The following is a 24,718-nucleotide window of genomic DNA, read 5'->3' as shown; positions in this document are numbered from 1 at the left end:
CATGTTTGCCCCGTGCCCGGCACCCCGCTGCGCCGTGCACTCGACAGCGACGGAAATCCTGTGATCACCACATCGGGCCTCACGAAGGTCTACACATCCCGTGGCCGCGAGGTCACCGCCCTGGACGGCGTCGACCTCCACGTACGGGAGGGCGAGGTCTTCGGAGTCATCGGCCAGAGCGGCGCCGGCAAGTCCTCCCTCATCCGCTGCGTGAACCTGCTGGAACGCCCCACCAGCGGCACCGTGACCGTCGACGGCGTCGACCTCACCGCGCTCGCCGGCCGGGGCCGCCGCGCCGGCAGGGAGCTCCGCGAGGCCCGCGGGCGCATCGGCATGGTCTTCCAGCACTTCAACCTGCTGTCCTCGCGCACCGTCCAGGGCAACATCGAGCTGCCCTTGGAGATCCTCGGCGTCTCCGGCCGCGAGCGCTCCCGCAAGGCCGCCGAACTCCTCGACCTCGTCGGCCTGTCCGACAAGGCCAAGGCGTACCCCGGCCAGCTCTCCGGCGGCCAGAAGCAGCGCGTCGGCATCGCCCGCGCCCTGGCCGGCGACCCCAAGGTGCTCCTCTCCGACGAGGCCACCAGCGCCCTCGACCCCGAGACCACGCGCTCCATCCTCCAACTGCTGCGCGACCTCAACCGCCGGCTCGGCCTGACCGTGCTGCTCATCACGCACGAGATGGACGTGGTCAAGGCCGTCTGCGACTCCGCCGCGCTGATGAAGGGCGGCCGGGTCATCGAATCCGGCACCGTCTCCGAACTGCTGGCCACCCCCGGCTCCGAACTCGCCGGGGAACTCTTCCCCGTCAGCGGCGCCCCCACCGGCCCCGACCGCACGGTCATCGACGTCACCTTCCACGGTGATGCGGCGACCCGGCCGGTCATCTCCCAGCTCGCCCGGACGTACAACATCGACCTCTCGATCCTGGGCGCGGCCATGGACACCGTCGCCGGCAGGCAGATCGGCCGGATGCGCATCGAACTGCCCGGGCGCTACGAGGAGAACGTGGTCCCCGTCGGCTTCCTGCGCGAGCAGGGGCTCCAGGTCGACGTGGTCGAAGACGAGCCGGACGAGCCGGACGCAGACGTGATCGCTGACGCGGAGCTCGCCGAGCTCGTCAAGGACGGTGCCAAGTGACCTGGTCGGAAATGCAGCCCCTGCTCACCCAGGGCACCTACGACACCCTCTACATGGTGTTGTGGGCGACGCTGGTCACCGTCGCCGGCGGACTGCCCATCGGCATCCTCCTCGTCCTCACCGACCGCGGCGGCCTGCTCGCGAACCAGCCGCTCAACAAGGTGCTCGGCGTGATCGTGAACATCGGCCGCTCGCTGCCGTTCATCATCCTGCTGATCGCCCTGATCCCGGTCACCACCGCCGTCGTCGGCACCTTCATCGGCCCCACCGCCATGATCGTCCCGCTCGCCATCGGCGCCGTCCCCTTCTTCGCCCGGCTCGTCGAGACGGCCGTCCGCGAGGTGGACCCCGGGCTCGTCGAAGCCGTCGAGTCCATGGGCGGCGGTGTCCCGACCCTGGTCGGCAAGGTGCTGCTGCCGCAGGCCCTGCCCTCCCTGATCGCCGGGGTCACCACCACCGTCATCACCCTGGTCGGCTACTCGGCCATGGCCGGCGCGGTCGGCGGCGAAGGGCTCGGCTCCAAGGCCATCACGTACGGCTTCCAGCGCTTCGAGACCGGCTTCATGGTCGCCACCGTGATCGTCCTGATCGCCCTCGTCACCGTCATCCAGCTGATCGGCGACGGCGTCGTACGCCTCCTGTCCCGCCGCGGCCGCACCGCCTGACCGGCGGGCCGCCCCGACTTCCCCACCCCCAGAAAGCCCGCACTTGTCGTGCCTGGGCCACCACCCGCGAGAACCGCGCGAGACCCCGCGTACTCGCACCGCAATGAAAGGCACTCTTCGTGCGTAAGAACATCAAGCTCACCGCCTTCGCCGCCGCCTCCGCCGCGCTCGCCCTCGGCCTCACCGCCTGCGGCAGCTCCTCGGACCCGTCCTCCGCCAAGGCCGACGGCGGCAAGGCCGACGAGAGCAAGCCGCTCGTCATCGCGGCCTCCCCGAGCCCCCACGCCGACATCCTGAACTTCGTCAAGGACAAGCTGGCGGCCAAGGAAGGGCTCAAGCTGGAGGTGAAGGAGTTCACCGACTACGTCCTGCCCAACACCGCCACCGAGCAGGGGCAGGTCGACGGCAACTACTTCCAGCACAAGCCGTACCTCGACGACTTCAACAAGAAGAACGGCACCCACATCGTGCCCGTCGTCAACGTGCACCTGGAGCCCCTCGGCCTGTACTCCAAGAAGGTCAAGGCCGTCGGTGACATCAAGGCCGGCCAGACCATCGCCGTCCCCAACGACACCACCAACGAGGGTCGCGCGCTCCAACTGCTCGCCGCGAACAACCTGATCACCCTCAAGGAGGGTGTCGGCACCGGCGCCAAGCTGTCCGACATCACCGACAAGAAGGGCCTGGAGTTCAAGGAGCTGGAGGCCGCCACGGTCCCGCGCGCCCTGAACGACGTGGACGCCGCCGTCATCAACGGCAACTACGCCCTGGAGGCCAAGCTCGCGCCCGCCAAGGACGCGCTGATCCTGGAGAAGGCCGAGGGCAACCCCTACGCCAACTTCCTCGCGGTCAAGGACGGCAACCAGAACGACCCGCGCGTGCGGAAGCTGGCCAAGCTCCTGAACTCCGACGAGGTCAAGAAGTTCATCGAGGACAAGTACCAGGGCTCGGTCACCCCGGCCTTCGGCACTCCCGCGGTCTGACCCCGCCCCGGCTCTCGGCCCCGCGCGCCCACCCGGGCGGGCGGGGCCGACGGCTGCCCGCACCCGCGCGGGCCGACCCTGCACATCACCACTCCGATGCTGCATGCTGTGGCCTACGACCCGCACGAACGGTCCTCCCGCACCACGGTCGCACCACGGTCTCAGGCATGGAGCTGCGCATGACTACCACCTTCCCGGACGTCACCATCAGCACGGACCGGCTGGTGCTGCGCCCCTTCGAGGAAGAGGACGTCACCGCGCTCACCGAGATGATGAACGACGAGCAGGTCATCGCCTGGACCTCCGCCCCCCACCCCTACACCCGGGCCGACGCCCACGACTGGGCCACCCGGCGCTCGCACGCGGAACGCACCGAGGGCCGGGGCCTCGTCCTCGCCGTCACCGAGTTCCTCACCCACCGCCTCGTCGGCGCCGTGCACCTGCGCAACACCGACTGGCGCACCCGCACCGCCGAAATCGGCTACCTCACCGCCCCCTGGGGGCGGGGCGAGGGCTACGCCGGCGAGTCCGTCCTCGCGGTCGCCCAGTGGCTCTTCAACGATTGCCACTTCGAACGCCTCGAACTGCGCACCGCCGCCGACAACACCGCGTCCCAGCAAGTGGCCCAGAAGATCGGCTGCATCAGCGAGGGCGTCCTGCGCAACGCGTGCATAGTGCGCACCCAGACGGCGGACGGCGCCTGGACCGAGACCCGCAGCGACCTCATCGTGTGGGGCCTGGTCCCCGAAGACCTCGACGACGGCGGCTACGACGAGTACCCCGGCCACGGCGAGCGGTACGAGTTCCGGGAGCGGGCCGACGTGAGCGGCCACACCGTCGGCGCCGACCGGAACTGACCCGATGACCAGGTAGTCTCACCGTGCGCGCCCCGCCCGACGAAGCTTGGCCTGCCCCCACCCCAGGAGACTGACGACGATGGCCGACCGGGTCACGGTGATCGGCTGGGACGGCTCCGCGCTGACCGCGGCCGCCCGGTCCGCGCTCTCGGCCGCCACCCTGGTGGCCGGCGCCGCCCACCACCTGGCATTGCCCGAGGTACCGCCCACCGCCGAACGCGTCCGGCTCGGCAGCCTCGGCCTCGCCGCCCGCCGGATCGCCGGCCACCGCGGCACCGCCGTCGTGTTCGCCGACGGCGACCCCGGCTTCTTCGGAGTCGTACGCACCCTGCGCGCCCCCGAGTACGGCCTCGAAGTCGAGGTGGTCCCCGCCGTCTCGTCCGTCGCCGCGGCCTTCGCCCGCGCCGGCATGCCCTGGGACGACGCCCAGGTCGTCGTCGCCCACCCGCGCACCCTGCGCCGCGCCGTCAACGTCTGCCGCGCCCACCCCAAGGTCGCCGTCCTCACCGCACCCGGCGCAGGTCCCGCCGAACTCGCCCTGCTGCTCGGCCCGGTCCACCGCACCTTCGTCATCTGCGAGGAACTGGGCACCACCGGCGAACGGGTCACCGTCCTCACCTCCGACAAGGCCGCCGACCACAGCTGGCGCGATCCCAACGTCGTCATCGTCATCGGCGGCCAGGCCCCCACCCCCGCCCCGGTCCCGGCCGAACCGGCGTGGCTGCTCGGCCAGAACGTCGCCCGCACCGCCGAACGCGGCTGGGCGCGACCCCGGGCCGGAACCGGCGAAGGCGAATCGGCCACGCTGCGCGCCGCCCAACTCGCCCGCCTCGGCCCGCGCCCCGGAGACCTCGTCTGGGACATCGGCGCCGGCTCCGGCGCTCTCGCCGTGGACGCCGCCGCGTTCGGCGCCGCCGTCATCGCCGTCGACGCCGACCCGCGCGCGTGCGAACGCGTAACCGCCCTCGCCCGCGCCCGCGGTGTGCAGATCCAGGTCGTCGCCGGACGCGCCCCCGTCGTACTCGAAGACCTGCCCGAACCCGACGTCGTGCGCGTGGGCGCCGGCGGGGCCGCGGTGGTCTCGGCCGTCGCCGACCGCCGGCCCGAACGGATCGTCAGCCACGCCTCCACCCGCGACGAGGCGGAGGCCATCGGCAGGGCGCTCACCGAACACGGGTACGCCGTCGAGTGCGCCCTGCTCCAATCCGTCGGGCTCGACCCCCACACCTGGGACGAACAGGACCGTTCCGTGGTGTTCCTGCTGGCAGCCGAACGGCCCCGAACCGCCCGGACAGGACCCGACGCGGCCCCCGGGGTAGGCTGACCGATCGTCGTACCGCCACGGCAGTACGCGCGACGTGGCGCAGTCCACAGCGGACCGTGCCGGTTTATGGCCCACACGGCGGCTGACGAGCGCGACAATGCTCAGTAGTTGTCGTGCGGGCGCCCCCGGGGCGCACGCGGCCCACGGCAACCCGCACGGCAACTCCGCGCGGCGGCCCTGTGGGCGACCGGGCGATCGAAGAGGCAACACCGATGGGCGAGGGGTACGCATGACTGACACCGGCCAGGTCCCGGGCGAGGGTCACCCGGACAACGCGGGCATGGTGGATCAGCAGGGCATCCCCGCGCAGGGCGCGCCCCTTCCCCCCGTCCCACCGCAGGCTCCGGCGGGCTACGCCTTCCAGGACCTCGTGGACGACTCCGCCGAGGCGGAGGACGAGGAACTCCTGCTCATGCCGAGCGGCCAGGGCGCGTGGAGCGACCCGCAGCCCGTCCCGCCGGCCCCCGCCTTCCCCGTCGAGCAGGCGCCGGCGTACCCCGACTACCCGCAGCCGCTCTACACCGAGCAGACCGGCGGGGTCTACGCCGAGCCCCAGTACGTCGACCCCCAGTACGCCGCCGCGCAGGCTCCGGCCGCGCAGAACGGCGCCGTGGACAACGGCTACGCGGGCTTCCCCGACGCCGGTTACCCCGCGCCCGGGCAGCCAGGCTTCCCCGACGCCGGCGGCCCCGAGGCCGCGTACAGCGCCGGCGCCCACGAGACGGGCGGCCGGGACTCCGGGGCGCTCGACCTCGGCGGTCTCGTGGTCCCGCAGCCGGCCGCCGCGCCGCAGGCCCCCGCCGCCGCGGCCCGCCGCCCGCTGCACATGGGCCCGGCCGTGCCCGAGGCCGGGGGAGTCGTACGGTCCCTCGCGGACCGGGGGCCGGCCACCGCCCCGGTGGCGCCCGCGCCGGTGACACCGATGCCCGTACGCCACCCCGGTCCGCCCACCACGGGCCCGGAGTACCTGGACGTGCCCCAGCCGGAGGAGGCCGCCCAGGCAGCCGTCGCCCCGGCCGCGCCGCAGCCGACCGAGATCCCGCCGCAGGCCGGGACGCCGTGGCCGGTGGAACCGCCGGCCGAGGCCACCGCCCCGGTGCAGGCGGCCGTCGCCGAGCCGGAGCCGCAGCCGGAGCCGCAGTCCGCTCCCGAGCCCGCCGCCGAGGCCGCCCCGCAGCCCGTTGTGGACCCCGCCGCGGAGCCGGTCGCGGAGCCCGCGCCCCAGGCCGCCGCCGAGCCGGAGCCGGTCGCCGTGACCGAGCCCGTCGCCGCGGTCGTGGCGCCCGCGCCGGAGCCGGTGGCAGCCGAGCCCGTGGCGGCCGAGCCGGTGGCGGCCGAGGCGGAGCCCGCCGCAGCCGTGGAGTCCGCCCCGGCGGAAACCGCTCCTGAGGCCGCCCCGCAGCCCGAGCAGCAGCCCGAGGCCGTCCCCGTCGCCGTGGCCGCCGAGGCCGCCCCGCAGCCCGTCGAGGCCCCGGCCGTGCCCGAGGCAGCCGAGCCCCCCGTGGCCGAGGAGATCACCCCGGCCGAGCCGGAGTCGCTCGCCGCCGCGACCGAACCCGTCGCCGAGCCCGCGGAGCCCGACGCCGACCCCGAGCCGGAGGGCCCCGTAGCGGAGGCCGCCGAGGCCGCCCCGGCCGCCGAGTCGGCCCCCGCACCCGCCGAGGCGCCCGAGCCGGCGCAGGCTCCCGAGCCGCCCCGGGCGTCCGAGACCGCCGAGGTGCTCGCGCCGGCCGTCGCCCCCGGCGAACCGGCCCCCGCCTACGCCGAGGCCGACCGCGACGCCATCCAGCGCGTCATGCGCGAGCGCCGCGACATCCGCAAGGGCTTCCGCCCCGACCCGATCCCGCACGACGTCCTGCTGCGGGTCCTCGAAGCCGCGCACACCGCGCCCAGCGTCGGCCACTCCCAGCCCTGGGACTTCGTGGTCATCCGTTCGGCCGAGACCCGCCGCACGATGCACGAACTCGCCCAGCGCCAGCGCGAGGCGTACGCCAAGTCGCTGCCCAAGGGCCGGGCGAAGCAGTTCAAGGAACTCAAGATCGAGGCCATCCTCGACACCCCGGTCAACATCGTCGTCACCGCCGACCCCACCCGCGGCGGCCGGCACACGCTCGGCCGGCACACCCAGCCGCAGATGGCCCCGTACTCCTCGGCCCTCGCCGTCGAGAACCTCTGGCTCGCCGCCCGCGCCGAAGGCATCGGCGTCGGTTGGGTCAGCTTCTTCGACGAGCGCGAGATGGTCCGCGAACTCGGCCTGCCCGAGCACCTCGAAGTCGTCGCCTACCTGTGCGTCGGATACGTCGACGAGTTCCCCGAGGAGCCCGAGCTGGCGCAGGCCGGCTGGTCCCGGCGTCGGCCGCTGGCCTGGGTCGTGCACGAGGAGACGTACGGGCGCCGCGCGCTGCCCGGCGAGGAGCCGCACGACCTGCTCTCCGAGACGGTCGCCGGCATCCGCCCGCTGGACGCGAAGGCGCTCGGCGAGGCGTGGGAGCGGCAGAAGCGGATGACCAAGCCGGCCGGCGCGCTCGGCATGCTGGAGATCATCTCCGCCCAGCTCGCGGGCCTGTCCCGGGTCTGCCCGCCGCCGATCCCGGAGCCGGCCGCCGTCGCGATCTTCGCCGGTGACCACGGGGTGCACGCCCAGGGCGTCACCCCGTGGCCCCAGGAGGTCACCACGCAGATGGTGGCCAACTTCCTGGGCGGCGGAGCCGTCTGCAACGCGTTCGCCAACCAGGTGGGCGCCGAGGTGTGCGTGATCGACGTCGGCGTCGCCGGGGACCTCCCGGCCACGCCGGGTCTGCTTCCGCGCAAGGTCCGCCCCGGCACGGCCGACCTCTCCACCGGCCCGGCGATGACCCGCGAGGAAGCCGTCCAGGCCATCGAAGTGGGCATCGAGACCGCCCGCGACCTGGTCGCGGCCGGCAACAAGGCCCTGCTCACGGGCGAGATGGGGATCGCGAACACCACGGTCTCGGCCGCGCTGATCTCGGTGTTCACCGGAGTCGACCCCGCCGAGGTCACCGGCCGCGGCACGGGCATCAACGACGAGACGCACGCCCGCAAGGTCGAGGTCGTCCGCCGCGCCCTGGAACTCCACCAGCCCGACCCGGCCGACCCGATCGGCGTCCTCGCGGCCATCGGCGGCCTGGAACACGCGGCGATCGTCGGCCTCCTCCTCGGCGGCGCCTCGCTGCGCACCCCGGTGATCCTCGACGGCGTCAGCGCCGGCGCGGCCGCCCTCGTCGCCCGGGCCATCGCCCCCGAGTCCCTCTCGGCGTGCATCGCGGGCCACCGCAGCGCCGAGCCCGGCCACGTCGCGGCCCTGAACAAGCTCGGCCTGCGCCCCCTGGTCGACCTGGACCTCCGCCTCGGCGAGGGCACGGGCGCCCTGCTGGCCCTCCCGCTGGTACAGAGCGCGGCCCGCGCCATGCACGAGGTCGCCACCTTCGACTCCGCCGGAGTCACGGAGAAGTAGCCGCGGACCGCCGCCGCGAGGGCAGGCGCGGGCAGCAGAGCGCCCGCCCTCGCGGTGGCGGGAGCGCCGGGTCGTATCGTGGACCCGCGCACCCGAAACCCCACGTCACACCGGACAAGCCGCTCCAGCGCAGCAGCGGCCGAGAGACCCACCGCCGTATCAGGAGCCGCACCGCCATGGCCGAACACCCCGCGTACCCCGTCGGTCTGCGCCTCGCCGGCCGCCGCGTCGTCGTCATCGGCGGCGGACAGGTCGCCCAGCGCCGCCTGCCCGCGCTGATCGCGGCCGGGGCCGACGTCCTGCTCGTCTCGCCCTCGGCCACCCCCTCGGTGGACGCCATGGCCGAGACCGGGGAGATCCGCTGGGAGCGCCGGCGTTACGAGGACGGCGACCTGGCCGGGGCCTGGTACGCGCTGATCGCCACCCAGAACCGCGAGGCCAACGACCGTGCCTCCGCAGAGGCCGAGCGCGAGCGGGTCTGGTGCGTCCGCGCCGACGACGCCTCCGCCGCCACCGCCTGGACCCCCGCCACCGGCCGTGTCGACGGCGTCACCGTCGCCGTGCTGACCGGCAACGACCCCCGCCGCTCCGCCGCGGTCCGCGACGCAGTGGTGGAGGGACTGCGGGACGGCTCCCTCGTCTCCACCCGCCGGCGCGGTCACGCCCCGGGCGTGGCCCTGGTCGGCGGCGGCCCCGGCGACCCCGACCTGATCACGGTGCGCGGCCGGCGGCTGCTCGCCGAGGCGGACGTCGTCATCGCCGACCGGCTCGGCCCGCGCGACCTCCTCGACGAACTCCCGCCGCACGTCGAGGTCATCGACGCGGCCAAGATCCCGTACGGCCGATTCATGGCCCAGGAGGCCATCAACAACGCCCTGATCGAGCACGCCAAGGCCGGCAAGGCCGTGGTCCGGCTCAAGGGCGGCGACCCGTACGTCTTCGGCCGCGGCATGGAGGAGCTCCAGGCCCTCGCGGAGGCCGGCATCCCCTGCACGGTCGTCCCGGGCATCTCCAGCTCCATCTCGGTGCCCGGCGCGGCCGGCATCCCCGTCACCCACCGGGGCGTCGCCCACGAGTTCACCGTGGTCAGCGGCCACGTCGGCCCCGATGACCCGCGCTCCCTCGTGGACTGGGCCTCCCTCGCCAAGCTCACCGGCACCCTCGTCATCCTGATGGGCGTCGACAAGATCGGCCTGATCGCCGAGGCCCTCATCCGCCACGGCCGCCCCGCCGACACCCCGGTCGCCGTCGTCCAGGAAGGCACCACCGCGACCCAGCGCCGGGTGGACGCCACCTTGGCCACGGTGGGCGAGACCGTGCGCGCGCGGGAGGTCCGCCCGCCGGCCGTCATCGTCATCGGCGCGGTCGTCACCGTCAACGCCCCGACGGCCTGAACACCTCCGCCGGGGCCGCACCCGGCCGTTGGCACCACACCCAGGACAAGGCAGTATCACCCTGTGGCTGATCTCATCACCGTCGACGACCCCGACGACCCGCGCCTGCGCGACTACACGGGCCTGACCGACGTCGAACTGCGGCGCCGGCGCGAGCCCGCCGAAGGGCTCTTCATCGCCGAGGGCGAGAAGGTCATCAGACGCGCCAAGGACGCCGGCTACGAGATGCGCTCGATGCTGCTCTCCGCCAAGTGGGTCGACGTCATGCGTGACGTCATCGACGAACTCCCCGCCCCGGTCTACGCCGTCACCCCCGAGCTCGCTGAACGGGTCACCGGCTACCACGTGCACCGCGGCGCGCTCGCGTCGATGCAGCGCAAGCCGCTCCCGGCGCCGGGCGACCTGCTGGCCGACGAGTCCGCCGGTCGCCGGATCGGCGTCTTCGAGGGCTTCGTCGACCACGCCAACCTGGGCGCCGCCTTCCGCAGCGCCGCGGCGCTCGGCATCAGCGCGATACTGCTCTCCCCGGACTGCGCGGACCCCCTGTACCGGCGCGCCATCAAGGTCTCGATGGGGTCGGTGTTCTCCGTCCCCTACGCGCGGCTCGACCAGTGGCCGGCCGATCTGGAGAAGGTCCGCGAGGCCGGCTACCGGATCCTCGCCATGACGCCCAGCCCGAAGGCGACCCCGCTGGACCAGGTCCCGCCGGAGCGCTTCGAACGTTCGGCGATCATGCTGGGGTCCGAGGGCCACGGCCTGTCGACCTACGCCCTGCGGGCCGCCGACGAATGGGTACGCATCCCCATGGCGGAGGGCATCGACTCCCTCAACGTGGCCGCCGCCTCGGCGGTCGCCTTCTACGCCACCCGACCGCCGGCGGCCTGACCGGTCCGCGGGCGGTGTCCGGCTAGAGCTTCTGCGCGGCGGCGATGCCCAGCGCGACGATCAGCGTCACCACGACGAACACGATCAGCCGCTGCCGCATCAGCCTCGGGTCCGGCCGCGCGGGGCGGCGGCCCGTCCCCGTCGTGCGCGGCGCCGGGCGGCCTCCCCCGCGCCCGGCGGTGGAGCCGGGGTTGCGGGGCGACGAGGGGCGCGAGTGCGGGCCGCTGTGCGGGCCCTGCGGCCGCGGGGTGGCGCCGCTTGCGGCCGCTCCCCCTCCGGTACGCCGCTCCGTGCGCTGGTCGGTGTACTGGTCGGTGTACTGCTCCGTCAGTCGCCCCGTGGGCCGCTCGGTACGGACGCGCTGCGCCGGCGGCCGTACCTCGCCCAGCCCCTGCGCCTCGCGGGCCGCGATCTCCTTGAGCCGCATCGACAGCTGCAGCGTGCTCGGCCGGTCCTCGGGATCCTTGGCCAGACAGGCCCGTACGAGGGGCGCGAGGGCGTCCGGGACCCCCTGCAAGTGGGCTTCCTCGTGCACCACGCGGTACAGCATGACCTCCGAACTGCCGTGCCCGAAGGGGGAGTCGGCGGTCGCGGCGTAGGCGAGGGTGGCGCCGAGGGCGAACACGTCGGTCGCGGGGGTCACGGCGGCGCCGCGCACCTGTTCGGGCGCGAGGAAGCCGGGGGAGCCGACCGCGGTCCCCACATGGGTGAGGGTGCTCGCCCCGGTGGCCCACGCGATGCCGAAGTCGATGATCCGCGGCCCCTTGGGCGACAGCAGGATGTTCGAGGGCTTGAGGTCGCGGTGGACGACGCCCGCCTCGTGCACGGCCACCAGTCCCTCCGACAGCGCGGCGCCGATCGCGGCGATCTGCGCGGCGGTCAGCGGGCCCTCCTCGGCCACCTTGTCGTGCAGGGAGGGGCCGGGCACGTACTGGGTCGCGAACCACGGCCGCTCGGCCTCCAGGTCGGCCGCCACCAGCCGCGCCGTGCAGCCCCCGCGGATCCGCCGCGCGGCGGACACCTCACGGGCGAAACGGGAGCGGAACTCCTGGTCCTCCGCCAGGTCCGGGCGGATCACCTTCAGCGCGACCCGCTGCCCGCGCCGGTCGGACCCCAGGTAGACGACGCCCATGCCGCCCGCCCCGAGCCGCCGGTGCAGCCTGAACGAGCCGACGACACGCGGGTCCTCGCGCCGGAGCCGCATCATCGCCATGTCCACCCCGCTGCCCGGTCGTCCTGTTGACGTGCCCCAGCTTACGGACCATCCGGCACGAGCGCTCAGAGGCCGCGCCCTCGCCGGGACAATCGATCGTCTGTACGGAGCAGGCCACTTGAGGGTGGCTCAGATGGTTCGCGGGCCGCTCGGAGCCTGTCGTCGCGTACCGCCAAACAGCCCCCGGGCCAAGGGGATTGGCCCCACGGGCGGCCGCCACGGCCGTTCCCCCGCAGGCGGCGAGGCCGGCGGCGGTCACACCGCGCGCGGACAGTTCGTCGGAAGACGCGCGTGTGCGGGGAGTGACGGAAGTGAGCGAAGTCACTACTGTCCGGTCATCCCTTCCGGGGAGACCCTCACTCCTGGGGAGTGATCTCCACCCAGGGGAGTACACGGGAGGGTGGTCCCTCATCCTCCCGGAGGCCCGCCAATGGGTACGAGGGCATGAGGCCAGGGCCCTTGCGCCCGCCTAGTGTTGAAGACAAGCGGCGGGCGGCACACTCGTCCCCCGAGGTCACGAGCCCGCCGCTGCCAGACGACAGGGAGAGGACCATGGCGGACTCCGCACGGCAGGGGCGCAAGGCATTCGCGTTCAACAGCCACGAGTCCGGTACGCGCCACCCGCTGGTGGCCGCGGCCATGGTGCTCCCCCTGGCCGTCCTCCTGCTCTTCCTCTTCGGAGGCTTCGAACAGGTGGCGGCGCAGGCGTCGTCCGTGGGCGCGATGCTGGGGCGCTGAGCGGCGCTCCGGGCCCGGAAGAGCGGTCCGGGTCGGGACATCGTCATGTCGCACCCCGTGGGGACGGGGGCGCGACGGCGGACGGCAGGTGAAGGGTGCTGCCCGTACGACTGGGGAGTCGGACGGGCAGCACCCTTTTTCACGTGTTTCCCATCCCGGCCCCGGCCCCTGGTCACGGTCGCCGGTCACGGCGGCGGAGGACGGAACGCGAAAGCCCCGGCCGTGGAGACGGTCGGGGCTTTCCGATGGTGCGCGATACTGGGATTGAACCAGTGACCTCTTCCGTGTCAGGGAAGCGCTCTCCCGCTGAGCTAATCGCGCGGGATCACGGCTCGAAAGCCGCAGGTGGAGCAGGTGTTGCCGGTGCTGCGTGCGCGATACTGGGATTGAACCAGTGACCTCTTCCGTGTCAGGGAAGCGCTCTCCCGCTGAGCTAATCGCGCGGGTGGTCCTCGCGGACCAGTGGACGATACTGGGATTGAACCAGTGACCTCTTCCGTGTCAGGGAAGCGCTCTCCCGCTGAGCTAATCGTCCTTGGAGGTGGAGACGGGATTTGAACCCGTGTAGACGGCTTTGCAGGCCGTTGCCTCGCCTCTCGGCCACTCCACCAGGAGCTGCGGGGATTCTCGGGAAGACCCCCCACTTCGAGCGGACGACGAGACTCGAACTCGCGACATCCACCTTGGCAAGGTGGTGCTCTACCAACTGAGCTACGTCCGCAGGTCACCGTGTTCGCTCCGGGGTGTTCCCCTTCGCTCCCTGGCGACGTGTTGAACTCTAGCGGATTCCCGGGCCAGCTCAAAAACGCGTTTCCGCAGCGTGCTGCCGCTCGATCACCGCCGGTCACCCCGCTGTCACCACCCCGGCGCCGGCGCGTCACCGGTCATAGACTCGCAGCCGTGCACGACCTGCCTCCTCTGGCCCGCTTCGGCGGCCGCCTCGCGACCGACCTCCGCGACGTCACCAGCGACCCCTCCGCCCTCGACTCCACCGGCTTCTGGGCGGTGGCCGCGGACTTCGAGGGGCGTCTGGTGTGCGCGCGCTTCGGGGACGTCCGCCCCGACCCCGTCCCCCTGCCGGTCCCGGGCGCCTGGCGCGGACCCGCCGCCGACCAGTGGACCTCCTCGCTCGACCGGGCCGCCTACGTGGCCGGCGTACGCCGCGTCCGCGAGCACATCGCCCGCGGCGAGGTCTACCAGGCCAACCTCTGCCGGGTGCTGTCCGCCCCGCTGCCCGACCCGGCCGGGGCGGACGTCGACGCCCTCACCGCCCTGCTCGCGCGCGGCAACCCCGCGCCCTACGCAGGAACGATTCGGCTGCCGGCCCACGGCGTCGAGATCGCCACCGCCTCCCCCGAACTGTTCCTGCGCCGCGCCGGCCGGCACGTGGAGTCCGGGCCCATCAAGGGAACCGGCCGCACCGCCGCCGACCTGCTTCCCAAGGACCACGCCGAGAACGTGATGATCGTGGACCTCGTGCGCAACGACCTCGGCCGGGTCTGTTCCCCGGGCTCGGTCACCGTCCCCGAGCTGTGTGCCGTCGAGGAGCACCCGGGCCTGGTCCACCTCGTCTCCACCGTCAGCGGCGAGCTGGCCGAGTTCGCGGGCTGGCCGGAGCTGCTGGAGGCGGCCTTCCCGCCCGGCTCCGTCACGGGCGCGCCGAAGTCCTCGGCCCTACGGATCATCGAGGCGCTGGAGACCGCCCCGCGCGGCCCCTACTGCGGGGGCATCGGCTGGGTCGACGCCGACCGGGGCACCGCGGAGCTCGCCGTCGGCATCCGCACCTTCTGGATCGACCGCGAGCTGCCCGGCGGCCCCCGCCTGCTCTTCGGCACCGGGGCCGGGATCACCTGGGGCTCCGACCCGGACCGGGAGTGGGCCGAGACCGAACTGAAGGCGGCCCGGCTCCTCGCGGTAGCGTCGGGCACGCACGAGATGCACGAGCCGCATGAAGCACACGGTGCGCATGGGCTGAGCGAAGGGACCGTACGGTGAGGATCTGGCTCAACGGGGCGCTGCGGGACGCGGACGCGGCGAAGGTGTCCGTACTGGACCACGGGCTGACCGTGGGCGACGGGCTCTTCGAGACGCTCAAGGCCAAGGACGGGACGGTGTTCGCGCTCACCCGCCATCTGGACCGGCTGACCCGCTCGGCCCGCGGCCTGGGGCTGCCCGATCCCGACCTCGACGAAGTGCGCCGGGCCTGCGCCGCCGTGCTGGAGGCCAACCCGGTGGCCCTCGGCCGGCTCCGCATCACCTACACCGGCGGCGAGTCCCCGCTGGGCTCCGAGCGCGGCAAGACCGGCCCCACCCTGGTCGTGGCCGTCGGCGAGACCACCCGGCGTCCCGACACCACCGCCGTGATCACCGTCCCCTGGGTCCGCAACGAACGCTCCCCGCTGACCGGCCTGAAGACCACCTCGTACGCCGAGAACGTGGTCGCGCTCGCCCGAGCGCACGCGGCGGGCGCCTCCGAGGCCCTCTTCGCCAACACGGTCGGACAGCTCTGCGAGGGCACCGGATCCAACGTGTTCGTCGTCCTCGACGGGGAACTGCACACCCCGCCCCTGGCCTCCGGCTGCCTCGCGGGCATCACCCGCGCCCTGGTGGTGGAGTGGGCCGGCGCCAAGGAGACCGACCTGCCCCTCGACGTGCTGGAACGCGCGGACGAGGTCTTCCTCACCTCCACCCTGCGCGACGTCCAGGCGGTCCACCGCGTCGACGACCGCCGGCCGGCCGCGCCGGGGCCCGTCACGGCCGAGGCGATGCGGATCTTCGACGAGCGCGCGGGCTCCGACCTCGACCCGTAGACCGCCGTCGCACGCCCTGTCGCGGCGGGCGTCCGGAGGGTAGAACTCGACGATGACCACCACACTGCGGCCGAGCGGGCCGCTCCGGGAAGGCGAGGACGGCGCGCGATCGCGCCCCTACGAGGTCCGCGTCAACAGCAGGCTCGTCGGGCGGTTGCTGATCCGCGCCGGAACCGCGTTCGGGCCGGCGGTCGGGGAGATCGACGATCTCGCCATCGACCCGCCCGACCGCCGCCGGGGCCGTGCCACCGTCGCCGCGCTCGCCGCCGAGGAGGTACTGCGGGGGTGGGGCTGCCGCCGCGTCCGGATCTCCGTCCCCGCCGGGTCCGCCGGCGGACTGCGGCTGGCCGAGGCCCTCGGGTACGCCGAGTACAGCCGCCACCTGGGCAAAGAACTCCCGGTCGCACCGCCCGCCCTGCCCGAAGGGATCACGGCCCGCCGCATGACGGAGATCGAGTACGCGGCCTGGGCCGCCGAGGCGCCGGCCGGCTACGCCGCCGAACTGGCCGCGCGCGGGATGCCGGAGCGCGACGCGTACGCGCGGGCGGTGACCGACCACGCGGCCCGTTTCCCGGACGGCCGGGACACCGCGGGTGTCACGCTCGCCGTCCTGGAGGCGGCCGGCGACCCCGTGGGCCACCTGTGGCTCGCCGCGCACGGCGACGGCGCGTACGTCTTCCACGTCGAGGTCGCCGAAGGACACCGAGGCCGCGGCCACGGGCGCGCGCTGATGCTGCTCGCGGAACGCGAGGCCGTCGCGGCGGGCCACCGGACGGTCGCCCTCCAGGTCTTCACCACGAACACCACCGCGCGGCGCCTGTACGCGTCCCTCGGCTACCGGCCCACGCACCTGAACTACGCCAAGGACCTGTTGTAGGCGCTCATCCCGCCAGCAGCCGGTCGGCGATCTCCTCGATGCGGGCGCGCAGGCCCTGCTGGCTCTTGCCGCCGTCGAGGCGCTCGCCGCCGATCACGTACGTGGGGGTGCCGGTCACGCCGATGGCCTTGCCCTCGGCCTGGTCGGCGTCGACGATCAGGATGTGCCGCCCGTCGACCAGGGCGGTGTCGAACTCCTCGACATCCAGGCCGAGTTCACGGGCCACATCGAGCAGGACCGCTTCCCCGCGCTCGCCCAACTCGGCGGTGCGGGCCAGCACGGCCTCCGCGTACGGCCAGCCCTGCCCCTGCTCCGCGGCCTCCTCGGCGGCCTGGGCCGCGGCGAAGGCGTGCTTGTGCTTCTCCAGCGGGAAGTGCCGCAGCACGATGTCCAGCCGGTCGCCGTAGCGGGCCCGCAGGGCGCGCACGTCGTCCAGGGCGCCGTGGCAGTCCGGGCACTGGAGCTCGCACCACACCTCCAGGACGACGCGGCCGGCGGGCGCCGAGGGGGAGGCGGAGACGGAGTCGGGGGAGTGGGAATCGGTCATGCGCACAGTCTCCCAGCTCGCCCGGCGCCGCACCGACCGGCACCTGGGGAGGAGGCCCGACCCCGAGATGTCCCGGAGATCGGTCCGGGAGCCGTCCGCGGCGTGGCCCCCGCGCCCCGGGCCGGTGCACGATGGACGGGGACGGACCGCCGATCCCGGCCCGACCGCCCGACCCGTCGGCTCCTGGAGGACAGCATGCTCGCCGAGACCATTTGTGCCGCGGTGTCCGCGGCGGGCCTGGGAATCGCCGCGGTGACCGCGTACCGCAGGCGTTTCCTCGCCGCGGCGCGCATCGCCGCGTACGCGCTGGTGCCGGTCGCGCTGGTGCTGACCGGCGTCGTCGAGTGGGTGTCGGGGATGGTGTTCAAGCCGTCCGTCTGGATCGGTTTCGGTCTGCTGGGCCTGGCCTGGGCGCTGTTCCTGGCCACCCGGGCCGTCGAACGCCGTGCGCTCGGCCGGCCCGCGAAGGCCAAGGAGCCCAAGGCGGCCAGGGGTCGCCCCGCCCGGGGCGCCGTCGCACCCGACGCCTCCGCGCCCTCCCTCGCCGCGGGCTCCGGGCCCGGGCCGACGCGGGAGCGGCCCGCCGCCCCGGCGGACGACTTCTCCGACATCGAGGCGATCCTCAAGAAGCACGGGATCTGACCGGGCGGCGGACCCGGCTCCGCCCCACCGCCGCGCCTCCCGTCACGGGAAAGGGCGAACTCCCGCCACGCCATTGGCGTGTTGAGGGGCGATCAGGGGAGGGGTGGGCCATCATCGGCCCGACATGCCGGACACATCACCTGGTGAGCCGTCGGCTCACGCCCCCGCCGAAGAAGCCCGCGGCTGTCTCTTCGCGCTGTCCCAGCCGCCCCTGATGATCTTCCTAGCGGTGATCGGAAGCCTGCTGCTGTTCGCCGCCGTGCACGACCTCTTCCTGCTCTGAACCGTGCGCGTCCGAACCGTGCGCGTCCGCCTCCTTGCGGCGCGCCCGGTACGCGGCCACGTGCAGCCGGTTCCCGCAGGTCCGGCTGTCGCAGTAGCGCCGCGAACGGTTTCGGGAGAGGTCCACGAAGGCCCGTCGGCAGTCGGGGGCCTCGCAGCGCCGCAGCCGCTCCTGCTCTCCCGAGACCACGATGAACGCGAGCGCCATGCCGCCGTCCGCCGCCAGATGGTCGCCCACGGAGGCGCCCGGCGCGAAGTAGTGCACGTGCCAGTCGTAACCGTCGTGGTCGGTCAGCCGCGGCGTGGTGCCCGCCGTCGCGACCAGCTCGTTGATCAGTGTGGCCGCCGCCCGGGGGTTCGGGGCGGCGAAGGTCTGCGCGAACTTGTCCCGCACGGTGCGCACGCCGGCGAGATCACGGGCGCCCAGCTCGCCCACGTCGCTGATCGCGTACTCCTGGACGAAACCGCGCAGCGCGCCCACATCGGACAGCCCGTCGGGCCTGCCGGGTTCGGCCGCGGTGTTCACCAGCGCGACGACGACGTCGAGCGCGCGACGGGTGTCGTGGGGGATCTGCACGGGGTCTCCCTGGGGGCCGGGCCTGCGGCGATCGGTCTCTGCCGCGTGGGGGGCCGACTCTAGCCGCCCCCGACCGCGACCGGGAGGTGCGACCGTCCCCGGAACGCACGGCGGCGCCGCCCCCGCGGTTGGCTTCCGCGAGAACAGCGCCGGCACTGCCGCATGTGGTTGTCCCTCCCGCACCGTCGCCCCGAGTCGGACGGTGTCGGGTGGTCCCCCGGCCGCGGCCGGGGGAGTCGCCCGCGTCCTGGGTCAGCTTTCGGCCAGGATGTGGGACAGCTCCTTGTCGAGGTCGAAGTGCCGGTGTTCGGTTCCGGGTGGGACCGCGGCGTCCGTCCGCTTGAGGAAGGACTCAAGGGCTCGGGCGGGTGCTTCGAGCAGTGCTTCTCCTTCCGGAGAGCTCAGGGCGATGCAGACGACTCCCTGACCGTGGCTGCGGGACGGCCAGACGCGGACGTCGCCGGTGCCGGTGGGCCGGTGGAGACCCTCTGCGAGGAGGTCGCGGGCGAATACCCATTCGACCGTCTCCTCGGCGCCGGTGTGGAAGGTGGCGTGCACGGCGTAGGGATCGGCCGTGTCATACCGCAGGCCCGCGGGAACAGGCAGTGAGGACTCGCTCGACACAACGAGGCGCAGGTGCAGCTCGCAGCTGACCGTGGTGTTCATAAGCGCCAGGGCCTTTCGCTCAGTGTGCGCTCGGGGATTCGCACGTCGGCGAAATCGACATGCCACCTACGGTGGCGTTGTAAACCCCTCTGACCGTTTTGCGGACCTCTGGGTCCCTCGGACGGCGGATCCAAACGGCCGATCACGTGTGCTTCCGGGCCACGATTCGACTCCGGTAGATTCGACCCATGAATACGGGGAGTGACCGCGAGACCGACGAGTCCGCGCACAAGGGAACCGAACCGGAAGCCGAGCCGCACGTCTCGAAGGCGCCCGCCTTCGTCAAGGCCAACCGCACCCTGCACCTGAGCTGGCAGGTCGGCGTGTTCATCGTCGGCCTGGCCGTCATCGCCGCCGGCATCGCGATGCTGGTCCTGCCCGGGCCCGGGTGGGTGGCGATCTTCGCCGGCCTGTTCATCTGGGGGACCGAGTTCGCCTGGGCGCAGGTGGTGCTGCGCTGGACGAAGCGGAAGGTGTCCGAGGCGGCACAGAAGGCGATGGACCCGAGGGTCCGCCGCCGCAACCTCATCCTGACCGCTGTGGGCGTGACCGTCGCGGCCGTGCTCATCGGGTTCTACCTGTGGAAGTACGGCCTCATGCTGCCGTGGAACATCAACGACCAGTGATCCGTACCGATGGCGTGGAGCACCGCTGACATGCGGTAATGTTTGCGGTGCGTCCGGGCGATTAGCTCAGTGGGAGAGCACTTCGTTCACACCGAAGGGGTCACTGGTTCGAACCCAGTATCGCCCACCGGACCGAAGGCCCGGAGACTCGAAACGAGTCTCCGGGCCTTCGTCGTACCCGGGCGCTGCGAACGGCCTGGAGGGTTCCTGACGGCCCCGCGCCACGGGGGCCGGCCCGAACGGTCGGGGGAGCGCCGCGGGACTCACACGGGGCCGCACGGGGCCGTCGCGGGGGCATCGCGGGAACCCCGGCCGAGCGGGATAGGCGGCGCGGCGGGCCGGGCAGGCTGGAGGCATGGACCACAGCAGCACGGATCACGGCGGCACGGACCCCGGCGGCACGGATCACGACAGCATGGGCACCGGCGGCACGGATCACCGGCCCCGGCGCGGTGGGAGCCACTTCCGCTTCCGCAGCGTGTGGGACCTCGACGCCCCGCCCGCCCTCGTCTACCGCACCCTGGAACGAGCCGGGGAGTACCCCCGCTGGTGGCCCCAGGTCCGCCGCTTCACCTCCGCGGACGGACGCACCGGCACCGCCGTCATCCGCTCCGCACTGCCGTACGCGCTCCGCGTCACCGCCACCGAACTGCTCCGCGACCCCGCCGGCGGAGTGCTGGAGGTCGCGCTGAGCGGGGACCTCGAAGGCTGGGCGCGGTGGACCGTCCGCCCGCGCGGGACCCGGACGCGCGCCCTGTACGAGCAGGAGGTCGAGGTGAGCCGGCCGCTGTTGCGCCGCCTCGCGGTGCCCGGACGCCCCCTGTTCCGGCTCAACCACACCCTCATGATGCGCGCCGGGCAGCGGGCCCTCGCGGCGCGGCTGGCGGCCCGGCCGGAAGCGGTTTGAACAGAACCCCGGGGCTCTTGTATTGTTCAACCCGTTCCGGGCGATTAGCTCAGCGGGAGAGCACTTCGTTCACACCGAAGGGGTCACTGGTTCGATCCCAGTATCGCCCACCGGGACAGGCCGGTCCGTCAGCTGACGGACCGGCCTTCCGCGTTTTCGACGACCCTTCCGTGCGGTCCCCGGCGGGGTGCCGGCCCGCGCCTACGCCGCCGCCGGGACTTCCGGGCGGAGCGGCCAGTGCGGGTCCACCGGTTCCGGCGTGCCCTGACGGGCGAACCACGCCTGGAGCCCCCGGGCCTGCGCCGCGTGCCACACCGCCTGGAGCGCGTGCAGTTCGGCCGGTGTCAACCGCTCCAGCCGGCCAGCGAACCGGCGCCCGAGCGCCCGTACGAGTTCCAGTGAGGCCAGCGCGTCGGCCGCCGCGTCGTGCGCGCCCTCCAGCTCTATCCCGTAGTGCGCGCACAGGTCGCCCAGCGTCCGGCGGCCCTTGCGGTAGCGGTCCAAGTGCTTGTCCAGTACCCGCGGGTCCAACACCGTGAGCGGCCGGTCGTCCAGGTAGCGGGCCAGCGACGACGCCCGGTGCCGGCGCAACTCCCGGTCCAGCAACGTCAGGTCGAACGGCGCGTTCATCACCACCACCGGCCGACCCGCCAGTTGCTGCTCGGCGAGCGAGCGGGCTATCTCCTCCACCACCGGCGCCGGCCAACGGCCGTTGCGCTGGAGGTGTTCGTCGGTCAGGCCGTGCACTTCCGTGGCGCCCCGGGGCACCGGGATACCCGGATTGACCAGCCAGCGCGTGGTGCGGACCCGGCCGCCCGCACACTCCTGCACGACGAGCGCGGCGGACACGATCCGGTCCTGCTCGACGTCCACCCCGGTCGTCTCCGTGTCGAATGCGGCCAGCGGTCCCTCGTACCAGCGTGTCATGGCGAACTCCTCGTCCCCGATCGGCAGATGGGGCGCGACGGGAACTCGCCACCCCCTTGCCCGAATCGGTGATACCCGGGCTGTTTGCCCCGTACGCCGTTTGCCACGCGTCTGCTGCGGAGACAACCTCCTTGGGGGACCGGACGCCTGAGCGGTCGTCACCCCGCCAACACCTGACGAGGCAGAGCCCACAAGGCATGGGGAGCCGGCCATGGCGCTCGCGCAGCCCGAACCGGGTGGGGTGCTGCAGGGGCGGATCGGACCGCGGGCGGACGCGGGGACCGGACCGCTGCGCGGCTCACTCGCCACCACCGCCTGCATGGAGACACTCCAGGTGGGATACCTGCACGCGGTCGCCGCGGCGGCCGGCTGTTCGCTGTCCCAGCCCTTTCCCGACAACGGCATCGACTGGCACGTGAGCCACGGCGCGTCCGAGCACGTCGTCGACGACGAGGTCACCATCAAGGTGCAGTTGAAGGCGACCTACCAGATACCCCCACGGCCGGCCGGGGCCACCTTCGGCTTCACCCTCGACAACGAACACCTCGTGAAACTGGCCCGCACCCCGGTCGCCGTCCACAAGATCCTCGTGGTGATGCTCGTCCCCCGGGAGCGCGAGGAGTGGCTGAGCGCCGAGCACGACCGGCTCGACCTGCGGCACTGCTGCTACTGGACCAATCTCGCCGGGCACCCCGTGACCGGCCGGCGCCGGACCACCGTACGGATCCCCACCACACGGATCTTCGACGACCGGGCGCTCTGCGAGATCATGACCCGGGTCGGGTCGGGAGGGACACCCTGATGAACCGGAACACACCACGCCTCGAACCCCTGTCGTCCCCGTCGCCGTACGCCGGCCCCTCGCCGTACGCGGACCCGACCTCCCCCGGGACGCCCGACCCCGCGCACGTCGACCCGGCCGTACTCGGCGCGCTCCTGCACCGGCACGGCTGGCTGCGACGGGGCGGCGCCGCCGGGCGGTACGGGCGGTGGACCCCGCCGGGGCAGGCGGGCGTCGGCCTGCTCGTCCCGGAGAGCCGGGCCTTCCCCGACTGCGCCGACCTCCTGGAGGAGGCGCTGACCGCCCTCGCGCGCGGCGGGCTGCCCTCGGCGCGGGAGGTGCTCTTCGGGCTGAGCGTGCCGAGCGACGAGATCCGCTGGGAGCGGGAGTTCCCGGAGGGGGCGTACGCGGCGCAGCGGGCGGAGGCGTGGCCCGTCCAGGAACAGCTTCGCTCGGCCGCCCGGCAGTTGCTGTTGGCCGGGGCCCTCGCCGCCCGCGCCCGGGCCGGGTACTACGGCGCACGGCACCGGGCGCAGGCGGAGCGGTGCCTGGACGGGGTGCTGGTGGGGCCTGCTCCGGGCGGTCGCCGACTGACCGCGTACCTCCCGGTGGACGGAGGGCGGGGGGTCGTGACCCGGCTGCACCACGCCCTGCACGCGGCGCGCGAGGCGGTGGACTACCGCCGGGCCACCGGAGGCATGGAGGCGTTCGACGCGGCGGTGGAGGCCGGGGTCAGCCGCGAGCTCGCGGACGCGCTGATCGCACTGGTACGGGGTTCCGAGGGGGCCCGGATCTCGCTGGCGTGGGCACCGGCGGCCGGGGTGCCCGCGGGGTGCGCGGCGCGGCCCGAACCGGTGGAGTTCTCCCCGGGGGACCTTCCGGTGCTGCGGGAGGCGGCGGCCCGCTACACGCGGGACGAGCCGTCGCTCCCGGTCCGCCTCGCCGGGGCGGTGGTGCGGATGCGGCGCTCGGTGCCGGGGGGTGGCGGGACGGTACGGCTGCGGGTGCTGGCGGGCGCGGAGGTGCCGTACGTACGGGCGAGGCTCGACGAGGAGGCGTACCGCGTCGCCGGGCACGCGCACCTGGTGGGGCTGCCGGTGCGGGTCAGCGGCCGGCTCCAGCGCCGGGGCGGGTTCCGCCGGCTGACCGACGCCACCGACGTCACTCCCGTCCCGCTGGACGAGGTGGAGCGGGACCGGCTGATGAAGTCGCTGGACGAGTCCTTCGACCCGTCCGACGTCCTGCCGTCCGACGACTAGTGCGGCACGCCCCGTGCTTCCGGGCGAACGCGCGGAGCCTGCCCGGCGCGCCGGGGGCCGGGTGGGGGAGGGCGCGGTGACGATGCGGAGAGCCGCCCGCCCACCCGCTCGCACCGGCAGAGAGGTCCCCGTGTCCACCGAGGAGAACAAGCAGCTGGTCCGCCGCTTCTACCGGGAGATCGACGCGGGCAACCTCGACGCCATGGACGAACTCGTGGCCGAGGACTACGTCGACCACTCGCCGCCGCCGTTCCCCGGGCTCGGGACCGGGCGCGAGGGCCTGAAGCGGGCGTTCCGGCTGTTCTGGAAGGCCACCCCGGGGACCCACGAGATCGAGGACCAGGTCGCGGAGGGCGACAGGGTCGTGACCCGGCTGACGGCCCGCGGGGTGCACCGGGGGGACCTCCCGGGCGCTCCCGCCACCGGCAGGCCGCTCACGATGACCGGGACGGTGATCCACCGGATCGAGAACGGCAGGCTCGCGGAGAAGTGGTCCGACAAGGACCTCCTCGCCTTCCTCCAGCAGCTCGGAGTGATCCCGCACCTGCGCTAGACGTCCCGTCCCGGGGTGCGGGTGAAGGAGGCCATCACGAGGCCGGGGGCGGGGGAGAAGTCGTCGCCGCGGCGGAAGCCGAGGCGGTCGTAGAGGGCCACCGCGGGGGCGTTCGCGGCGCCCGTCGTGACCGTGACCGGGCGGCCCGGGGCGGTGTCGGTCAGCAGGTGGCGCAGCAGCAGCGAGGCGATGCCCCGGCGGAACGCGGCCGGGGCCACGCAGAGGCGGTCGACGCAGACGGCGCCGTCGGGCTCCTCCTCCCAGGCCAGGAAGCCCGCGATCTCCCCGTCCGGGCCGCTCGCGCCCAGCCAGCGCAGGGGCCGCTCCCGCAGTTGCGCGAGGCTCTCGCGGAGCGCCGGTATCCCGTCGAAACCGATCAGTTCCGCCTCCACCGCGTACGCCTCGCGCCCGATGCGATGGACGGCGGCAGCGGTGGCGTCGTCGTTCAGGTCCAGGGGCCGCACCGGCCCGGTCGTCTTCGGCATGGGCCCACCGTAGGCGGCGGGCGGGCCCGGCCGCGTAACCGTTTAGCGGCACGGCCACTCCGCTCGGTACGATTCAGGCGCGCAGTGTTCGCTCGCGCACCCCCAGAG

Annotated in this window: 24 protein-coding genes and 7 tRNA genes; 20 read left to right on the top strand and 11 right to left on the bottom strand. The window is 73.6% G+C overall.

Annotation, left to right across the window (positions count from 1 at the left end; translation table 11 throughout):
• The first annotated feature begins 60 nt into the window (after nucleotides 1-60).
• From ACFVXJ_RS08510 to ACFVXJ_RS08475, 8 genes are all read left to right on the top strand, one after another.
• On the top strand, nucleotides 61-1,137 hold the full coding sequence (locus tag ACFVXJ_RS08510; RefSeq protein ID WP_389660584.1) for a methionine ABC transporter ATP-binding protein: 1,077 nt from the start codon (nucleotides 61-63) through the stop codon (nucleotides 1,135-1,137).
• On the top strand, nucleotides 1,134-1,802 hold the full coding sequence (locus ACFVXJ_RS08505) for a methionine ABC transporter permease (RefSeq protein ID WP_389660582.1): 669 nt from the start codon (nucleotides 1,134-1,136) through the stop codon (nucleotides 1,800-1,802). Before ACFVXJ_RS08510 ends, ACFVXJ_RS08505 begins: the two co-directional genes overlap by 4 nt.
• A gap of 119 nt (nucleotides 1,803-1,921) precedes the next feature.
• Entirely contained in the window at nucleotides 1,922-2,785 is an 864-nt protein-coding gene (locus ACFVXJ_RS08500) for a MetQ/NlpA family ABC transporter substrate-binding protein (RefSeq protein WP_389660580.1), read from the top strand.
• A gap of 179 nt (nucleotides 2,786-2,964) precedes the next feature.
• The gene (locus ACFVXJ_RS08495; protein WP_389660578.1) at nucleotides 2,965-3,642 is read left to right on the top strand and encodes a GNAT family N-acetyltransferase; all 678 of its coding nucleotides are present in this window, start codon (nucleotides 2,965-2,967) and stop codon (nucleotides 3,640-3,642) included.
• Nucleotides 3,643-3,721: 79 nt separating this feature from the next.
• On the top strand, nucleotides 3,722-4,966 hold the full coding sequence (cbiE, locus tag ACFVXJ_RS08490; protein ID WP_389660575.1) for a precorrin-6y C5,15-methyltransferase (decarboxylating) subunit CbiE: 1,245 nt from the start codon (nucleotides 3,722-3,724) through the stop codon (nucleotides 4,964-4,966).
• Nucleotides 4,967-5,195: 229 nt separating this feature from the next.
• Nucleotides 5,196-8,441, top strand: a complete 3,246-nt coding sequence (cobT, locus tag ACFVXJ_RS08485) for a nicotinate-nucleotide--dimethylbenzimidazole phosphoribosyltransferase (protein ID WP_389660573.1) — start codon at nucleotides 5,196-5,198, stop codon at nucleotides 8,439-8,441.
• A 176-nt stretch (nucleotides 8,442-8,617) separates the two neighbouring features.
• Entirely contained in the window at nucleotides 8,618-9,835 is a 1,218-nt protein-coding gene (cobA, locus tag ACFVXJ_RS08480; protein WP_389660571.1) for a uroporphyrinogen-III C-methyltransferase, read from the top strand.
• 63 nt (nucleotides 9,836-9,898) lie between these two features.
• Nucleotides 9,899-10,720: an RNA methyltransferase gene (locus ACFVXJ_RS08475; protein WP_361318522.1), complete on the top strand. Its 822-nt coding sequence runs from the start codon at nucleotides 9,899-9,901 to the stop codon at nucleotides 10,718-10,720.
• Nucleotides 10,721-10,742: 22 nt separating this feature from the next.
• Here the strand turns inward: ACFVXJ_RS08475 and ACFVXJ_RS08470 are convergent, their stop codons facing one another.
• On the bottom strand, nucleotides 10,743-11,939 hold the full coding sequence (locus tag ACFVXJ_RS08470; protein WP_389660568.1) for a serine/threonine-protein kinase: 1,197 nt from the start codon (nucleotides 11,937-11,939) through the stop codon (nucleotides 10,743-10,745).
• A 546-nt stretch (nucleotides 11,940-12,485) separates the two neighbouring features.
• On the opposite strand from ACFVXJ_RS08470, the gene ACFVXJ_RS08465 reads away from it, so the two are divergent.
• On the top strand, nucleotides 12,486-12,671 hold the full coding sequence (locus ACFVXJ_RS08465) for a hypothetical protein (RefSeq protein ID WP_361318526.1): 186 nt from the start codon (nucleotides 12,486-12,488) through the stop codon (nucleotides 12,669-12,671).
• A 246-nt stretch (nucleotides 12,672-12,917) separates the two neighbouring features.
• Here ACFVXJ_RS08465 and ACFVXJ_RS08460 read toward each other — a convergent pair.
• From ACFVXJ_RS08460 to ACFVXJ_RS08440, 5 genes are all read right to left on the bottom strand, one after another.
• A tRNA-Val gene (locus ACFVXJ_RS08460) sits at nucleotides 12,918-12,992 on the bottom strand.
• Between the two features lie 50 nt (nucleotides 12,993-13,042).
• A tRNA-Val gene (locus ACFVXJ_RS08455) sits at nucleotides 13,043-13,114 on the bottom strand.
• 20 nt (nucleotides 13,115-13,134) lie between these two features.
• A tRNA-Val gene (locus tag ACFVXJ_RS08450) sits at nucleotides 13,135-13,206 on the bottom strand.
• 1 nt (nucleotide 13,207) lies between these two features.
• A tRNA-Cys gene (locus ACFVXJ_RS08445) sits at nucleotides 13,208-13,281 on the bottom strand.
• A 38-nt stretch (nucleotides 13,282-13,319) separates the two neighbouring features.
• Nucleotides 13,320-13,392: transfer RNA gene (locus ACFVXJ_RS08440), tRNA-Gly, on the bottom strand.
• A gap of 179 nt (nucleotides 13,393-13,571) precedes the next feature.
• Between ACFVXJ_RS08440 and ACFVXJ_RS08435 the strand changes: the two genes are divergently transcribed.
• Genes ACFVXJ_RS08435 through ACFVXJ_RS08425 form a run of 3 tightly spaced genes read left to right on the top strand, consistent with a single transcriptional unit; the run spans nucleotide 13,572 to nucleotide 16,358 of the window.
• The gene (locus ACFVXJ_RS08435) at nucleotides 13,572-14,666 is read left to right on the top strand and encodes a chorismate-binding protein (protein ID WP_389660565.1); all 1,095 of its coding nucleotides are present in this window, start codon (nucleotides 13,572-13,574) and stop codon (nucleotides 14,664-14,666) included.
• On the top strand, nucleotides 14,663-15,481 hold the full coding sequence (locus ACFVXJ_RS08430; protein WP_389660563.1) for an aminotransferase class IV: 819 nt from the start codon (nucleotides 14,663-14,665) through the stop codon (nucleotides 15,479-15,481). The genes ACFVXJ_RS08435 and ACFVXJ_RS08430 overlap by 4 nt, the downstream gene beginning before the upstream one ends.
• Before the next feature lie 52 nt (nucleotides 15,482-15,533).
• Nucleotides 15,534-16,358 (top strand): GNAT family N-acetyltransferase, encoded by an 825-nt coding sequence (locus tag ACFVXJ_RS08425; protein WP_389660561.1) that lies wholly within the window; start codon nucleotides 15,534-15,536, stop codon nucleotides 16,356-16,358.
• A gap of 4 nt (nucleotides 16,359-16,362) precedes the next feature.
• On the opposite strand, the gene ACFVXJ_RS08420 is transcribed toward ACFVXJ_RS08425, so the two are convergent.
• Nucleotides 16,363-16,905, bottom strand: coding sequence for a DsbA family protein (locus ACFVXJ_RS08420; protein ID WP_389660559.1), 543 nt, complete (start codon nucleotides 16,903-16,905; stop codon nucleotides 16,363-16,365).
• Between the two features lie 195 nt (nucleotides 16,906-17,100).
• On the opposite strand from ACFVXJ_RS08420, the gene ACFVXJ_RS08415 reads away from it, so the two are divergent.
• Nucleotides 17,101-17,547, top strand: coding sequence for a hypothetical protein (locus tag ACFVXJ_RS08415; protein ID WP_389660557.1), 447 nt, complete (start codon nucleotides 17,101-17,103; stop codon nucleotides 17,545-17,547).
• 223 nt (nucleotides 17,548-17,770) lie between these two features.
• Here ACFVXJ_RS08415 and ACFVXJ_RS08410 read toward each other — a convergent pair whose 3' ends face one another.
• Entirely contained in the window at nucleotides 17,771-18,406 is a 636-nt protein-coding gene (locus ACFVXJ_RS08410) for a CGNR zinc finger domain-containing protein (protein WP_389660555.1), read from the bottom strand.
• A 252-nt stretch (nucleotides 18,407-18,658) separates the two neighbouring features.
• Nucleotides 18,659-19,072, bottom strand: a complete 414-nt coding sequence (locus ACFVXJ_RS08405) for an SsgA family sporulation/cell division regulator (protein WP_030011909.1) — start codon at nucleotides 19,070-19,072, stop codon at nucleotides 18,659-18,661.
• 188 nt (nucleotides 19,073-19,260) lie between these two features.
• On the opposite strand from ACFVXJ_RS08405, the gene ACFVXJ_RS08400 reads away from it, so the two are divergent.
• The 4 genes from ACFVXJ_RS08400 to ACFVXJ_RS08385 all read left to right on the top strand — a co-directional run bounded on the left by ACFVXJ_RS08400 (nucleotide 19,261) and on the right by ACFVXJ_RS08385 (nucleotide 20,715).
• Nucleotides 19,261-19,698, top strand: coding sequence for a TIGR02611 family protein (locus ACFVXJ_RS08400; RefSeq protein ID WP_389660553.1), 438 nt, complete (start codon nucleotides 19,261-19,263; stop codon nucleotides 19,696-19,698).
• Between the two features lie 55 nt (nucleotides 19,699-19,753).
• Nucleotides 19,754-19,825 (top strand) — tRNA-Val (locus tag ACFVXJ_RS08395).
• Between the two features lie 288 nt (nucleotides 19,826-20,113).
• Nucleotides 20,114-20,605 (top strand): SRPBCC family protein, encoded by a 492-nt coding sequence (locus ACFVXJ_RS08390; RefSeq protein WP_389660994.1) that lies wholly within the window; start codon nucleotides 20,114-20,116, stop codon nucleotides 20,603-20,605.
• Between the two features lie 38 nt (nucleotides 20,606-20,643).
• A tRNA-Val gene (locus ACFVXJ_RS08385) sits at nucleotides 20,644-20,715 on the top strand.
• Nucleotides 20,716-20,806: 91 nt separating this feature from the next.
• Here the strand turns inward: ACFVXJ_RS08385 and ACFVXJ_RS08380 are convergent.
• Entirely contained in the window at nucleotides 20,807-21,532 is a 726-nt protein-coding gene (locus tag ACFVXJ_RS08380) for a 3'-5' exonuclease (protein ID WP_389660551.1), read from the bottom strand.
• A gap of 211 nt (nucleotides 21,533-21,743) precedes the next feature.
• Between ACFVXJ_RS08380 and ACFVXJ_RS08375 the strand changes: the two genes are divergently transcribed.
• The 3 genes from ACFVXJ_RS08375 to ACFVXJ_RS08365 all read left to right on the top strand — a co-directional run bounded on the left by ACFVXJ_RS08375 (nucleotide 21,744) and on the right by ACFVXJ_RS08365 (nucleotide 24,125).
• Nucleotides 21,744-22,334 (top strand): DUF4365 domain-containing protein, encoded by a 591-nt coding sequence (locus ACFVXJ_RS08375; RefSeq protein WP_389660549.1) that lies wholly within the window; start codon nucleotides 21,744-21,746, stop codon nucleotides 22,332-22,334.
• Nucleotides 22,334-23,572 carry a hypothetical protein gene (locus tag ACFVXJ_RS08370; RefSeq protein WP_389660547.1) on the top strand — a complete coding sequence of 413 codons (1,239 nt, stop codon included), beginning with the start codon at nucleotides 22,334-22,336 and terminating at the stop codon, nucleotides 23,570-23,572. Before ACFVXJ_RS08375 ends, ACFVXJ_RS08370 begins: the two co-directional genes overlap by 1 nt.
• Before the next feature lie 130 nt (nucleotides 23,573-23,702).
• Entirely contained in the window at nucleotides 23,703-24,125 is a 423-nt protein-coding gene (locus tag ACFVXJ_RS08365) for an ester cyclase (RefSeq protein WP_389660545.1), read from the top strand.
• Here ACFVXJ_RS08365 and ACFVXJ_RS08360 read toward each other — a convergent pair.
• Entirely contained in the window at nucleotides 24,122-24,610 is a 489-nt protein-coding gene (locus tag ACFVXJ_RS08360) for a GNAT family N-acetyltransferase (RefSeq protein WP_389660543.1), read from the bottom strand. The two genes, ACFVXJ_RS08365 and ACFVXJ_RS08360, sit on opposite strands and share 4 nt — an antisense overlap.
• Between the last annotated feature and the right edge of the window lie 108 nt (nucleotides 24,611-24,718).

It is taken from the genome of Streptomyces sp. NPDC058279 (assembly GCF_042881255.1).
Classification (GTDB): Bacteria; Actinomycetota; Actinomycetes; order Streptomycetales; family Streptomycetaceae; genus Streptomyces.
Note: the sequence above shows the minus strand (reverse complement) of the source record. Positions and strands in the feature narration are given on the sequence as shown.